This window comes from Glaciihabitans tibetensis (assembly GCF_003003265.1).
Taxonomy (GTDB): domain Bacteria; phylum Actinomycetota; class Actinomycetes; order Actinomycetales; family Microbacteriaceae; genus Glaciihabitans; species Glaciihabitans tibetensis.
In genome coordinates, this window is record NZ_PVTL01000011.1 from 23,615 (window position 1) to 37,545 (window position 13,931).

Annotated in this window: 8 protein-coding genes; 4 read left to right on the plus strand and 4 right to left on the minus strand. The window is 69.6% G+C overall.

Features of this window, described 5'->3' with window-relative positions; translation table 11 throughout:
* The first annotated feature begins 276 nt into the window (after nucleotides 1-276).
* Complete coding sequence (locus B0I08_RS16370; protein WP_146134457.1) at nucleotides 277-2,325, plus strand: hypothetical protein; 2,049 nt, start codon at nucleotides 277-279, stop codon at nucleotides 2,323-2,325.
* A 10-nt stretch (nucleotides 2,326-2,335) separates the two neighbouring features.
* Here the strand turns inward: B0I08_RS16370 and B0I08_RS16375 are convergent, their stop codons facing one another.
* Genes B0I08_RS16375 through nirD form a run of 4 tightly spaced genes read right to left on the minus strand, consistent with a single transcriptional unit; the run spans nucleotide 2,336 to nucleotide 8,718 of the window.
* On the minus strand, nucleotides 2,336-3,922 hold the full coding sequence (locus B0I08_RS16375; RefSeq protein ID WP_106214817.1) for an FAD-dependent oxidoreductase: 1,587 nt from the start codon (nucleotides 3,920-3,922) through the stop codon (nucleotides 2,336-2,338).
* A complete protein-coding gene (locus tag B0I08_RS16380) occupies nucleotides 3,915-6,089 on the minus strand; it encodes a molybdopterin oxidoreductase family protein (protein ID WP_106214819.1) in 2,175 nt (724 codons plus the stop codon). Before B0I08_RS16380 ends, B0I08_RS16375 begins: the two co-directional genes overlap by 8 nt.
* A 29-nt stretch (nucleotides 6,090-6,118) precedes the next feature.
* Nucleotides 6,119-7,564: an MFS transporter gene (locus B0I08_RS16385; RefSeq protein ID WP_106214821.1), complete on the minus strand. Its 1,446-nt coding sequence runs from the start codon at nucleotides 7,562-7,564 to the stop codon at nucleotides 6,119-6,121.
* Between the two features lie 59 nt (nucleotides 7,565-7,623).
* Nucleotides 7,624-8,718 (minus strand): nitrite reductase small subunit NirD, encoded by a 1,095-nt coding sequence (gene nirD / locus B0I08_RS16390; RefSeq protein WP_106214823.1) that lies wholly within the window; start codon nucleotides 8,716-8,718, stop codon nucleotides 7,624-7,626.
* 178 nt (nucleotides 8,719-8,896) lie between these two features.
* Here nirD and nirB point away from each other — a divergent pair, with 178 nt between their 5' ends.
* The 3 genes from nirB to B0I08_RS16405 are packed head-to-tail and all read left to right on the plus strand — an operon-like array spanning nucleotide 8,897 to nucleotide 13,722.
* Nucleotides 8,897-11,494 carry a nitrite reductase large subunit NirB gene (gene nirB, locus B0I08_RS16395; protein WP_106214825.1) on the plus strand — a complete coding sequence of 866 codons (2,598 nt, stop codon included), beginning with the start codon at nucleotides 8,897-8,899 and terminating at the stop codon, nucleotides 11,492-11,494.
* Between the two features lie 3 nt (nucleotides 11,495-11,497).
* Nucleotides 11,498-12,559 carry a uroporphyrinogen-III C-methyltransferase gene (gene cobA, locus B0I08_RS16400; protein WP_106214827.1) on the plus strand — a complete coding sequence of 354 codons (1,062 nt, stop codon included), beginning with the start codon at nucleotides 11,498-11,500 and terminating at the stop codon, nucleotides 12,557-12,559.
* Between the two features lie 20 nt (nucleotides 12,560-12,579).
* A complete protein-coding gene (locus B0I08_RS16405) occupies nucleotides 12,580-13,722 on the plus strand; it encodes a uroporphyrinogen-III synthase (protein ID WP_106214916.1) in 1,143 nt (380 codons plus the stop codon).
* Nucleotides 13,723-13,931 lie beyond the last annotated feature (209 nt).

Below are 13,931 nucleotides of genomic sequence, written 5' to 3' on the forward strand. Positions count from 1 at the left end.
CCAACACAAGGATTTCTTACTATTTGCAGGCTTCGCGGCGTCGCTAGTTGACAGGGGCGGACAAGCCGTTCTAAATGGATACCGGTGCAGTTACCTTCCCGAATCTCCGCCCGACGATCGTCCCGCCGTGGCGGAGCGACTCATTGGGGTGCCGACTTGGTCGGGCGACGCCGGCTGGGCAGCGCCGAGCTGGTCGGGCGACACCGGCTGGCCTCGGTCCTGGCCGTGCTCGTGGTGAGCGTTTGCGCCCTCACCGGACTCACTGGGGCGCCGGCCATGGCCGAAACCTCTACCCCCAGCCCCACCCCGAGTCGCGAAGCTGAGACGGGGGCGCCCACGATCACCATCACGTCGCCTCAGGAGAACAGTTTCGTTTCCGGGACCCGGGTGAACCTCGCGGGCACAAAAAGCGCCGACAGCTCGGTCAGTGTTCCGTCGCTCACGGGCGGCGAACCGTTATGCGTGGTGAACGCCTCACCCAGCACCTCCTGGCAGTGCACGGGCGTGGTCCTGCCGAGCGGAACCATTGGGCTCGTGGCTCGCGAGTACGCCAACGGGCGCTTCATCAGTGAAACGCCACCGCTGACCTTGCGGGTGCTCGGAGCCCCCGCGTTCACCACCGCGGGGCCTTACGTAAATGCGGGCTCACTCGATGGGGTCGGTTGGGACGGCGCCAGCATCCGCATCCTTTTTTCGTCTCCCGTTTCGGCGGTGCAGAGCTGTGGGCAGACGGTCGGTGACGGGTACTGGTACTGCGGAATCGACCCCGGGCGTTTCCCGTCGGGCACCTACCAGGTGCAGGTGCAGCAGTCGTGGCCCGGGTCGATCACGGAGTGGTCGCCTGCCTCGGCGTCGAGCACCCTCGTGATAGACCGCGACATTCCCTCAGCGCCCGTGGTAACCAGCCCGACCGAGGGCGCGCAGATCACGTCCCAGCCGGTGCAGTTCAGTGGAACCGGCGAGGCCGACGCCTATCTCGACGTATACGTGGACGATGTATCCGTGTGCAACACCCGGGTCTCGGGCACGACCTGGTCGTGCACCGGTCAGGGAATCGGCGCGGGTCCACACGCGGTGCGTGCGGTGCAGCAAGATGCGGCGGGCAACGTCAGCTCCCCCAGCGCATCCGTGGCGATGACCATCGCCTCGGCACCGAGCGCCACGGCAGCGCCTCCGGTTGTCGTCGCCCCGACGCGGCCCCCGGCGGCCCCGGCACCCACCCCGGCACCCACCGCTGTGCCTGCTCCCTCGGTCGCGCCCGTGGTTCCCGCTCCGCAGCCGGAGACCCCCACCCCGTCTCCCACCCCCGTGGTGCCGGACCCACCCGATACCGAGGCCGACGCAACGCCTCCGTCGACCTGGGGCACCCCCACGAAGTACGGGGATGCGATCACCACCCCTGGGCAGACGCTGACGAACAACGTCTGGCCCCTCGCAGCGGTTCTGGCTCTCGGCTGGTTACTGCTGATCGCCGTTCCCCTGCGGATGGTGGCCACCACGCTGCGGGGGCGACTCGCCCTCCACGGTCCGCACCTCACCGGCCGCAACCGGCTGAGCAGCGAACGCCGCCAGGTGGAGGAGGCGCTCCCGACGGTGTCAACGCACCCAGCATTCGTTGCCGGTGGCATGCTGCTGGGTGCTGCCCTGCTCGCGGTGCTCGCCAGCGGCATCCAGGGCGAGGTGCGCTACATTCGCCTAACTGTGGCGGTGGCCGTCGGGCTGGCAGTGCTCAACACGGGTGCGGCTCTCACGGTGCGGTGGGCTGGACGCGGGCGTGGCTTCGGTGGAGACATCCGCCTCGTCCCTCTGTTCCTCGCCGTCGGCGCAGTGACCGCGATCGCGTCGCGCGTCGCTGGGGTGCAGCCGCCGCTGGTGATGGGCATCGTTGTCGGCGCCACCTTCGCGATGGGAATCGCCGCGCGGGAACGCGGAATCGTGCAGCTCGCGCAGGTCGCCGCGATAGCGCTGCTGGCCACGGTCGCCTGGGTGCTGTGGGGCGCCATCGGAGGCGCTACCGGCACCGCGGACGGGTTTTGGACGTCGGGCATCAGCGAAATCCTCGCCGCGACCTGCCTCGCCGGGTTCGGGTCGGCGTTGCTGCTGCTGCTTCCCGTGCTCAGCCTGCCGGGACGTGCCATCTTCGAATGGTCACCGCCGATCTGGGCGGGGGCGACGCTGACAGTGGCGGCTCTCGCGGCAGCGATGTTCATCGGCGAACGGTTCCCGCTCGCGGCCGTGACGGTCGGTGCCGCCGTGGTCGCGGTGCTGTGCGTGTCGATCTGGGCCTGGTCGCGGTACGTGCAGCAGCCGGTGCACGGACGGTAGAAAAGAGCAGCTACCGCGTGGCGACGGGAGCCGCAGACTGCGCGAGCAGTTCGGCGATGCGGCCCTTGCAGCCGCCGCATCCGGTACCCGCCCGCGTGCACGCGCCGACTTCCTCGACGGTGGTCGCGCCCTCCTCGGCGGCGGTGAGGATGTGTTGCACGCTGACGCCGTTGCACCAGCACACCGTCGCGTCCGGGGCGTGGGAATCCGCGGTCGCCGCCGCGCCCGCGTCACTCGCGTCGAGGCGCAGCAGGGTGGAGCGATCCTCGGGCAGCTCGCCGCCGCGTTCGAACAGCAGCGTCAGTTCCGCTCCGGCGCGGGGCAATCCGACGGCGACGAACCCCTCCAGGACGCCGTCCCTGGTCACCATTTTTGCGTAGGTGCCGCGGGCGGGGTCTGCCCACAGCGTTGTCTCGAGAGCGGATGATTCGTCCCAGGGGTCAGCGGAGACATTACCCCCGGCGACCACATCGATACCCTCCGCTTTGAGCATGACCACGAGCGGGCGGTCACCGGGGCTGAGCGTGGCAACCTCGGCGGGACTGACTTCCGCCGCGAGGCGGCTGGCCAGCCAGTCGGCCTGGCGCCACCCCGGACCGATCAGGCCCGCGGGCCCACCCGGCACCCGCCCGTCGGGAAGTGCCGTGGAGCGAGACGCAACGTGGGCGCAGTCGCCGATCGCGAAGATGTCGGGATCGTCCCAGCTGCGTAGCTGCTCGTCCACCAAAATCCCGCTGGTGGCACGCAGGCCCGACTGCTCGGCGAGTTCGGTGCGCGCACCGACGCCACAGGAGAGCAACAGCAGGTCGCCCTCGATGAGTTTGCCATCGGCGCAGACGAGGGCGTCGAAGTGCTCCTCGCCGTCCTCCCGGTGACGAAACTGGAGGCTCTCCGCGCGCGAATGCGGCGCCATGGTCACCCCGGCGTCGTGCGCGGCGCGGCGCAGTGCCCGGCCGCCGCCGGAGTCCAGTTGGCGCCCCATCGGAATGTCCCCGTGGAATACCGCCACCACGCTGGCACCACGTTCGGATGCCGCGAGCGCGATCTCCATGCCGAGCACCCCGGCGCCAAGCACCACGATCCGTCGCCCGGCCGTGACCGCCTCGAGCACCGTGTCGGCGTCGGCGAGATCGCGCAGGGCGACCACACCGTGCGGCAGCGCTTCGGGTCCGCGGTCGAGGGCCGCCGCCGCACCGGGACGGGAGCGGCGATCGCGGCGCGCGGCCTCCAAACCGACGAGCGACGGCAGGTTGGCGCGGGCGCCCGTGGCGAAGACCAACCGGTCGTACGGGAGGGTGTCGCAGGAGTCGAGCCGCACGCTCTGGCGGTCCCGGTCGATGGCGACCGCGGATTCGCCGAGCCGGATGCGCACGCCAGCCTCGACCGCCGCGGCGGTATCGGTCAGGTCGAGTCTCGCCCGGTCGGCTCGCCCCACGGCGTAGTCGGCGAGGAGCACCCGGTTGTAGGCGGTGTGGGTTTCGGCGCCCACCACGGTCAGCTCGATCGAGCCGGCGCGAACCGGTGCGACGAGACCTTCGACAAAACGCGCGCCCACCGGCCCGTAGCCGATGAGCACGATGCGGGTCGGCCTAGACATATTCGCTCTCCTCGATCACAGCGCCAGTCCCGGCTGCAGCAGCGGCAGCACCGGCGACGACCGCGGGCACAGCGCGCAGGGCCGCGACGGTGACGACGGTGCGCTTGAACTCGGGCATGGCCGATACGGGGTCGACCGCGGCCTCGGTCAGCAGGTTCGCGCACTGCGACCCGGCATAGTGGAACGGCAGGAACACGGTGTCGTGTCGGATGTTGATCGTGACCTCGGCCATTGCCTCGACCGTGCCGCGCGCGTTGGAGATCGACGCGATGTCGCCGTCGACGATGCCGAGTCGCGCCGCCGTGGCCGGGTGGATCTGCACGGTGGCCTCGGGGCGCGCGTTTATCAGTTCGGGCACCCGCCGGGTCTGAGCACCGGACTGGTAGTGCTCGAGCAGGCGTCCGGTGATGAGAGTGAGAACGCCACCGACCTGGGCGGGCGCGTCTGCGTTTATGCGGGGGTAGACCGCGATCAGCCGCGCCCGCCGGTCGGGGAAGGCGAACCCGTCGAGGAACAGCCGGGGCGTACCGCGGGTTCCCGCGGCGAAGGGCCAATATGCGGCGGCTCCGGTGTCGAGCAGTGCGTGGCTGAGGCCGGAGTAGTCGGCGATGCCCCCGGCTGAGGCGCGGGCAAGCTCGTCGAAGACCTCGCTCGGGACGGTCGAATAGGTCGAGGGTGCGTCGAGACGACGCGCAAGTTCGGCCATGATCCACAGCTCGCTGCGCACCCCGGCGGGAGCGTCGAGCGCACGCTGGCGGCGCAGCACCCGTCCCTCGAGCGAGGTCATCGTGCCCTCCTCCTCGGCCCACTGGGTCACCGGCAACACCACATCGGCGAGCAGCGCGGTCTCCGAGAGGAAGAAGTCGCAGACGACGAGCAGGTCGAGTGCTTCGAGCCCGGCGCGCACGGCGGAGACATCCGGGGCCGACACCACCACGTTGGAGCCGTGCACGAGCAGGCAGCGCACCCCGCCGGCACGCCCCAGCTCGGCTAGCAGTTCGACCGCGGGCACCCCGGGCCCGGGGATCACGGCGGCATCCACTCCCCAGACTCCGGCGACGTGGGCGCGCGCCGACGGATCGGTGATCTTGCGGTACCCGGGCAGCTGGTCGCATTTCTGGCCGTGCTCGCGACCGCCCTGGCCGTTGCCCTGACCGGTGAGGGTGCCGTACCCGGAGCGTCCGGTGCCCACCAGACCGAGCACGAGCGCCAGGTTGATCGCGGCGGTCGCCGTGTCTGTGCCGTCGACATGTTGCTCCACCCCACGCCCGGTGAGGATGTAGCTGCCGCGACCGTCGGCCAGCCGCCGGGCGACCGCGCGCAGCTGCGCCACCGGAACACCCGTCGCCGCCTGAACCCGCTCGGGCCACCACACGTTGGCGCTGCGGCGAACGGCGTCGAAGCCGGTGGTGCGGCTTTCGAGGTAGCCGATGTCGGCGAGGCCCTCGGTGATGACGATGTGGGTGAGGCCGAGCAGCAGGATCAGGTCGGTTCCCGGGGCGGGTTGAAGGTGGATGCCGGCGCCGTCTTCAGTCAGCCGCGCCGTCGACGAACGGCGCGGGTCACACACGATCAGCCCGCCAGCAGCCCGGGCCCCGGCGAGGTGCGCGATAAACGGCGGCATGGTGGCGGCGACGTTTGATCCGAGTAGCAGGATCGTGGTCGCGGCGTCGAGGTCTTCGACGGGAAACGGCAGGCCGCGGTCGGCACCGAACGCCCGGTTTCCTGCGGCGGCGGCGGACGACATGCAGAAGCGGCCGTTGTAGTCGATGCGGGAGGTCCCGAGCGCCAGGCGGGCGAACTTGCCCAGCTGGTAGGCCTTCTCGTTGGTCAGCCCTCCCCCGCCAAAGACTCCGACCGAGTCCGCTCCGAACCTGGCACGACTGTCACGGAGGCGGTCCGCGATGAGGTCGAGCGCAGCATCCCACGACGCCTCATCAAACCCACCGTCCGGGCGGCGCACCAGCGGCTGCAGCACGCGACCGGCTGAACCGAGCAGCTCGGCACTCGTCCACCCCTTTTTGCACAGCCCGCCCCGGTTCGTCGGGAAGGCGCGACCCGCGACGGTCACCGGGGTGGGGCCGGAGGGGGAAACGGTCAGGCTCATGGCGCACTGCAGAGCGCAGTACGGGCAGTGGGTGTCTGCCGCGGCGGGTGCTGCCGACATGGTGTCTCCTCCTCTCTGGCGCGGTGTGGCTAGATGCGGGTGCCGGCCTTCTTGCCGCCACGCAGGTAGACGACCCCGGTGACGAGAACCATCGCAGCGTACGCGATCACGAACCAGCCGAGCCCGGCGGTGTAGGTGCCGAACGCGGTCTTCGAGTAGCCGAGCACCTGCGGGATGATGAATCCGCCGTACGCCCCGATGGCGGAGATGAGGCCGAGGGCCGCGGCGGTTTTGCGCTGCGTTCCGACATCGCCGGAGTTGTTGTGGGCGTCCTTGGTGCCGGCCCGCATCGAGAAGATCGTCGGGATCATGCGGTAGGTCGACCCGTTGCCCACGCCGCTCGCGGTGAACAGCACGAGGAAGAAGAGCAGGAAGAGCCAGAAGTTGCCGAGCGGCAGGGTCACGATCACGGACAGGGCCCCGAGGCCCATCACCACGAACGCGGCCATGGTGATGATGGCTCCGCCGAAGCGGTCGGCGAGCCGGCCACCGAAGGGGCGGGCAAGCGATCCGACGAGCGATCCGAGGAACGCGAGCGACAGGGTGGCCGAGCCGACCCCGAAGGCGGAGAAGTCCGGAAACTGGTCGGCGATGAGCTTCGGAAACACCCCGGCGAAGCCGATGAACGACCCGAAAGTGCCGATGTAGAGGAACGCCATGATCCACAGGTGCGGCTCTTTGACTGCAGCGATGGACGCCGCGAAGTCGGCCTTGGCGCTCGACAGGTTGTCCATCCGACGTGAGGCCCCGACCGCGGCGACCAGGATCAGCGGCACCCAGATCCAGCCGGCGAGCGGCAGGTTGAGGGTGGCTGCTGCACCGATGGTGATGGCGATCGGCACGATGAGCTGCGCCATCGAGGCGCCGAGGTTTCCGCCGGCGGCATTCAGGCCGAGCGCGTAGCCCTTCTGGCTCTGCGGGTAGAAGAAGGTGATGTTCGCCATCGAGCTCGCGAAGTTGCCGCCACCGAACCCGGCGAGCGCCGCGATGAACAGCATGACGCCGAACGGGGTCTCCGGGTTCGACACGGCGACGGCCAGCGAGATCGCGGGGATCAGCAGCAGCAGCGCCGAAATGATGGTCCAGTTGCGGCCGCCGAACTTCGGCACCATAAAGGTGTACGGAAACCGCAGGGTCGCCCCCACCAGGCTGGGAATCGAGATCAGCCAGAAGATCTGGCCGGTTTCGAAGGTGAACCCGGCCGCCGGGAGCTGCACCACAACGATCGACCACAGCTGCCAGATGACGAACCCGAGGAACTCCGCGAAGATCGACCAGCGCAGGTTGCGGGCGGCGATCTTCGCGCCGCCGTTCTCCCACTGGTTTTTGTCCTCGGGGTTCCAGCCGTCGATCCACTTCCCCGGGCGGAAGGTCAGTCCGGGCGCGCTCACCCCGGTCGGGGAGACGCTTCCCGGGGCCGGGGGCGGGGTGCTGCGGGATGTCTCGGGAAGGGTGTGGGGCATGGTCTCAGTCATGGTGTCTCCTGGAATCGGCAGAGCTGTGGCAGAGGTGCGTGCGAGTGGTGCGTGCGCGGCTAGGAAGCCGAGGCGTAGAGCTCGGTGACGATGTCGACGAGTTCGGGCGGAGGAGCTGCGGCGGCGACCAGGAGAGCGTCGCCTGTCAGGGGTTCGGGCAGCTGGGGGTCGACGAGGAGAGGGCGGCTCGTGACATCCGCCCCCGCTTGAGACGCGAGGGTCGCAAAGTATCCCGGCGCCAGGAGGTACGTCGCCACGACCACGCGGGAGGTCGGGTGGGCGAGCCGCTCGTCGGCGACAGCAGTGGCGACCCGCGGCTCGGCAGCGGAGATGAACGACACCGTGACCTCGCGGGCAAGCTGCTCGGCGAGCATCGCGCCCACGGTGTGACAGTCGGCGACCGCGGAGGCGTTGCTGGATCCCGCGGCGGCGAGTACGACCCGGTCATCGTCGCGAAGACCCGCCTCGGCGAGGCGGCGGGCGAGCACCTGAGCCAGGCGGATGTCGGGTCCGAGCGCGCCGGTGACGTGAACCTCGCGCGGGGCGGCGTCGCGGGCGGCATCGGCGAGGTCGACGTGCACGTGGTACCCGGCGGAGAGCAGCAGGGGCACGATCGTGGCCGGGGTCCGCTCGTCGAGCGTCGCCATGGTGCCCGGAACGTCGGGCTCCTGCACATCCACAAAAGAGTCGAGCACGGTGAGGTCGGGGTGGGCCTGGCGCACGGCTTCAACGAGAGCCGCCACGGCGCGACGGCCCGCGGGATCGCTCGTTCCGTGGGACGCGGCGACCAGTGCCGCCCGATGGGAGACCTGCACCTCGCCATTGTGCTCGCGCACCCGCCAGGTCGGCAGGCGCAGCGCGGGCTTGGTGTAGCAGGTGCCGGTGGCGAGGTCGAAGACATCCTTGTGCAGCGGAGAGGCGATAGTCGGGCGGTCCCCCTTGGAACCGACGATGCCGCGCGACATAACGAACGCGCCGGTGGCGGGATCCGCGTTGGCCACCGCAAACAGGCGGCCATCGGGCATCAGGAACAGGGCGACCTGCTCGGTGCCGATCAGCGCGGCTTCTCCCCACAGCGGTTCGAGCTGCTCGCGGCGGCAGACGGTCGTCCAGCTGGCGGATGCCACGTGGAGGCCGTGATCGGTAAGGGTCATGCCGACACTGTAGGAAACGCATGTTTCCTGCGGCGACGCCCACCGCGTCGCTCGCGTAACGAAGTCCTCACGGCCGCGGATTCGCACCGTGAGGCGCCGGTCACACGCCGTTACACGGGCGCAATGGGGCCGTCACGACACGCCCGTAGGGTCGATTCAACTCACCAGGAGGCCTGCCATGACACCACCATCACCGACCGCCCGGCGCCGCGTAGTGGTCATCGGTGGCGGTCCTGCCGCACACCGGGTCACCGAGTCCCTCGTCTCACGCCTGACCGCGGGCGAACCCGAGCTGGAGATCGTCGTTGTTGGGGACGAGCCCCACCTCCCCTATGACCGGGTGTCACTGTCGAAGCGCCTGGAGAGCGACCTTGACCTCACCCTCGGAGCGAACGCGTTCTGGGAGCACCCGTCACTCAGCTACCGCTCCGGTGAGCTGGCCACCGCGATCGACCGCGACGCGCGCACGGTTCAGCTCGCCGGGGGCGACGCGCTCCCCTACGACGAACTGGTGCTCGCCACCGGTTCCTCCGCGACGGTTCCCCCGATCGAGAATGCTTCCGCCGGTCACGTGTACCGCACCCTCGCCGACGTTGCCGCGCTCGTCGCGGAGGTCGAGGAGATCGGCGCACGGCGTCGTCGCCCCGCCAACGTCGTGGTGGTCGGCGGCGGGCTGCTGGGACTCGAGGCGGCCGGCGGACTGCACAAACTCGGGGCGCGCGCCGCGGTGGTGCACTCCGGAGGCTGGCTGATGTCGTCCCAGCTCGATCAGGGCGCGGGACAAGCGCTCGGGCGCATCATCCACGGCCAGGGAATCACCCTCCACCTTGGAGTGCGGCCCACCGGCATCCTCCTCGCCCCCAGCGGCGCCGTGACCGGTGTCAGCCTGACCGACGACACCCAGATCCACGCGGACCTCGTCGTATTCTCCATCGGAATCACCGCACGGGATGAACTCGCCCGTGACGCCGGGCTCGACCTCGCCCCCCGCGGCGGCATCGTCATCAACGACATCTGCGCCACCTCAGACCCGCGCGTCTGGGCCATCGGCGAGGTCGCCTCCGTCAACGGGTCGTGTGTGGGGCTCGTCGCCCCCGCGAACGCCATGGCCGAGGTGGTGGCCGATCGCATCTGGGGTGGAACGGCGGTGTTCCCCGGGGTGGACGATGCCACCAAGCTGAAACTCTCCGGCGTCGAGGTCGCGTCCTTCGGCGATGCGATGGCGCGAACCGAACACTCGCTCGAGGTGGTGTACGCCGACCCCGCGCGTGGCCTCTACCAAAAACTGGTCGTCAGCGACGACGCGAAGACCCTCCTCGGCGGCATGTTCGTCGGCGACGCGAGCCCCTACAGCTCGCTGCGACCACTCCTCGGCCGCGAGCTGCCCGCGGAGCCCGGCGCCTACCTGGCTGCCGCGGGTGCGGAGCCCCCGGTCGGCGGCGACCTGCCCGATGACGTGCAGCTCTGCTCGTGCAACAACGTGTCCGTCGGCGACGTGCGCGCAGCCATCCACGGCAGCGACGGGGTGGCCGGCTGCACCGACCTCGGCGAGCTCAAGGCCTGCTCCCGCGCCGGAACCCAGTGCGGTTCCTGCGTGCCCCTGGTCAAGAAGATCCTCGACACGGAGCTCGCCAAGTCGGGCATCGAGGTGTCGAAGGCCCTCTGCGAGCACGTGTCCCTCAGCCGCAGCGAGCTGTTCGAATCGGTGCGCATCCTCGGCCTCACCTCCGCGGGCGAGGTGATGGAACGCTTCGGGCACGGCCTCGGCTGTGACGTCTGCAAGCCCGTCATCGCGAACGTGATCGCCACCCAGACCACCAAGTACATCCTGGACGACGGCACCGGCCCGATGCAGGACACCAACGACCGAGCGCTCGCCAATATGCAGAAGGATGGCACCTACTCGGTCGTGCCACGCATCCCCGGCGGTGAGATCACCCCGGCGAAGCTGAAGGTCATCGCCGAGGTTGCCGAGCAGTTCGACCTCTATACGAAGATCACCGGCGGCCAGCGCATCGACCTGTTCGGTGCCCGACTGGAACAGCTGCCCGAGATCTGGGAGATCCTCGTCGCCGCCGGCTTCGAGTCCGGCCAGGCCTACGGCAAGGGCCTGCGCACGGTGAAGTCGTGCGTCGGGTCGACCTGGTGCCGCTACGGCGTTCAGGACGCGGTCTCCATGGCCGTGGGCCTGGAGCTGCGCTACCGCGGACTGCGGTCACCGCACAAGTTCAAACTCGGTGTGTCCGGCTGCGCCCGCGAGTGTGCGGAGGCCCGCGGCAAGGACGTCGGAGTCGTCGCCACCGAGACGGGCTGGAACCTCTACGTCGGGGGCAACGGTGGTTTCCAGCCGGTGCACGCGCAACTGCTCGCGGGAGACCTCGATGACGCCACCCTCATCAGCTACATCGACCGCTACCTGATGTACTACGTGCGCACCGCCGAGCGGCTGCAGCGCACCGCCCGGTGGCAGGAGGAGCTGCCCGGCGGGCTCGAGCACGTGCGCGAAGTCGTCTGCGAGGATTCGCTCGGAATCGCGGCAGACCTTGAGGCCGCCATGGCCCTGCACGTCGGAAACTACGAGGACGAATGGGCCGCCACCCTGGCCGACCCCGAGCGGCTTCGCCGGTTCCGTTCCTTTGTGAACGCGCCGACCACCCCTGACCCCGGCATCGCCAAAGTCAGCGAGCGCGGCCAGATGCGTCCGGCCTTTCCCGCGGAACGCACCGACGGCACCGTACTCTTGTCAGGACCTTCCATTCCCGTCAGGGGGCGTTGACCCATGGACGTTTCACTCGACCTCTCCGGCCGACACGCGCTCGTGGTGGGCACAGCGCGCGCGGCCAGGCGCATCGTCGCGCGCTATCGTGCCGGCGGCGCGGTGGTCGTCCTCGTCTCCGCCGGGGACGCGTGCGCGCGTCTCGGTCGGGTCGCGGCGGGAACGGATGCCACGCCTCCCGCCCTGGTCGTTTGGGTCGACGGTCGCCAGGCACTGCGCGAGGTTCTCGCCGAGCACGCCTCTCGCCTCCGGATCTGGTTCGTCACCGAACAGGGTGCGCCGGAGCTCCCCCGGGGTCAGGTCACGCTCGTCGGAGGAGGACCGGGCGACACCGACCTGATGACGGTCGCCGGCCGCCGCGCCCTGGCCGAGGCGGATGTGGTGCTGTTCGACCGTCTCGCTCCCCAGGAACTGATGGCCCAGTGGGCGCCGGGCGCCGAGTTCATTGACGTGGGAAAGACCCCCGGCCATCACGCCGTACCCCAGGGCGAAATCGAGTCCCTTATGGTTGACCACGCGCTCCGCGGCAACCGGGTCGTGCGTCTCAAAGGCGGCGACCCGTTCGTCTTCGGGCGCGGCGGCGAAGAGGTGCTCGCCTGCCGCCGCGCGGGCGTGCCCGTGACCGTTGTCCCCGGAGTGACCAGCGCCATCTCCGTGCCCGCCGCCGCCGGGATTCCGGTGACTCACCGCGACGTCAGCCGCGCCTTCACCGTAATCTCCGGACACACACCCTTCACCGAGGAGGAGCTCGCCCACCTCGTGGGCCTCGGCGGCACGATTGTGGTGTTGATGGGCGTGAACACGCTGCCCCACCTCGCCGCGGGCCTGCAACGCCACGGGATGGCAACGGACATGCCGCTCGCAATCATCGAGCGGGGGTACAGCATCGCGCAGCGCACCACGGTCACCTCTGTCGGCGGAGTCACTCCCCTGCTCGCGACGGTGGCCCCGCGTTCTCCCGCGGTAATCGTCATCGGTGAAGTGGTGCGGGTCGCAGCGTGGGATGATGGCCGCAACGCCGAATCACACGACCTTGTAAGGACGATCGCCGACCTCGCCCCGTGACCGCAACCGGAGAACCGCTGATGACAGAAACCCCGCCTGACGGTGCCGCACCCGGGTTCCGGGTCGACCAGCTCGACGGATTTCGTATTGGCGTGACATCCGACCGTCGTTCAGAAGACCTGATCGCCGCATTCGAGCGGCGCGGCGCTGACGTCGTGCACGCGCCCACGATTCGCATGACCGCTGTCAGCGACGACAGCATTCTCGAAGCCGAGACGCGAGCCGTCATCGCAGGCAATCCCGACGTGCTGCTGGCCACCACGTCGTACGGCATCCGTCGGTGGTTCGAGGCGGCCGACGCTGCCGGAATCGGCGACGAACTGACCGAAACCCTCGCCAACGCCCGAATCCTGGTGCGCGGCCCCAAGGCGCGCGGGGCCATCCGGGCGGCCACACTCGACGACCAGGGCATGAGCGAGCGCGAAACCACCACCTCGCTGGTCGACCTGGTGCTGCGCGGAGATGTCGCCGGGCTGACCGTCGCGGTGCAGCTGCACGGGTTCACCGACCCCGACCAGCTCCACCGGCTGGAGGCGGCGGGCGCGACCGTGCTCAGCGTTGCCCCCTACCGGTGGACGGCCCACGAGGACTCGGCGCGCGTACTTCGCCTGGTCGAGGCCATCTGTTCCGGCATGATCGACGCCGTCACCTTCACGAGTGCCCCGGCGGTCGAGGCCCTTTTTAACACTGCGGATGCCGCGGGCCGACTCGATGAGCTACAGGAAGCCCTGCGTGAATCAGTGGTGGCTGCCGCCGTCGGCCCCGTCACCGCCGCCCCCCTCGTCGCTGCGGGCATCCTGCCGATCGTGCCCGACCGGTTTCGGATGGGGGCGCTTATCCGCCTGCTCTGCGAACACCTCGAGGACAGCTGCATCGCGCGGCTGACGACCGAGTTCGGCGAGGTCGAACTCCGTGGCAGGGTGGTCGTGGTGAACGGCGTGCGGGCCACTCTCAGCCCGGTCTCACTCGCGCTGTTCCGCGCTCTCGTCGCCGCGGAGGGCGCGACCGTGAACCGCGGCGCACTGTCCGCTGCGGCTCCCGAGGTGCTCGACGACCACGCCGTCGATGTCGCGATGAGCCGGCTGCGCCAGGCACTGCCCGACGGACGCATCGTGGCGACCGTGATCAAGCGCGGCTACCGGATCGCCGCCACCAGCGACTGAGCCGCCACGACATCCGCCCCGCCTCGACATCCGCCTCATGATGCTCCCCGCACCAATCTCCTACGACGTTCGCGGTCAAATCTGGTGCGATGTATTTACGTCGTCGGGGGCTGCTCCTAGGATGACTTTCAGATCCGATCCACGGCGAATCTGATCTGCAGGGCCGGCTGCTTCGACGGGTACTTCGACGAGAGCAAGCAGGGGTGGCT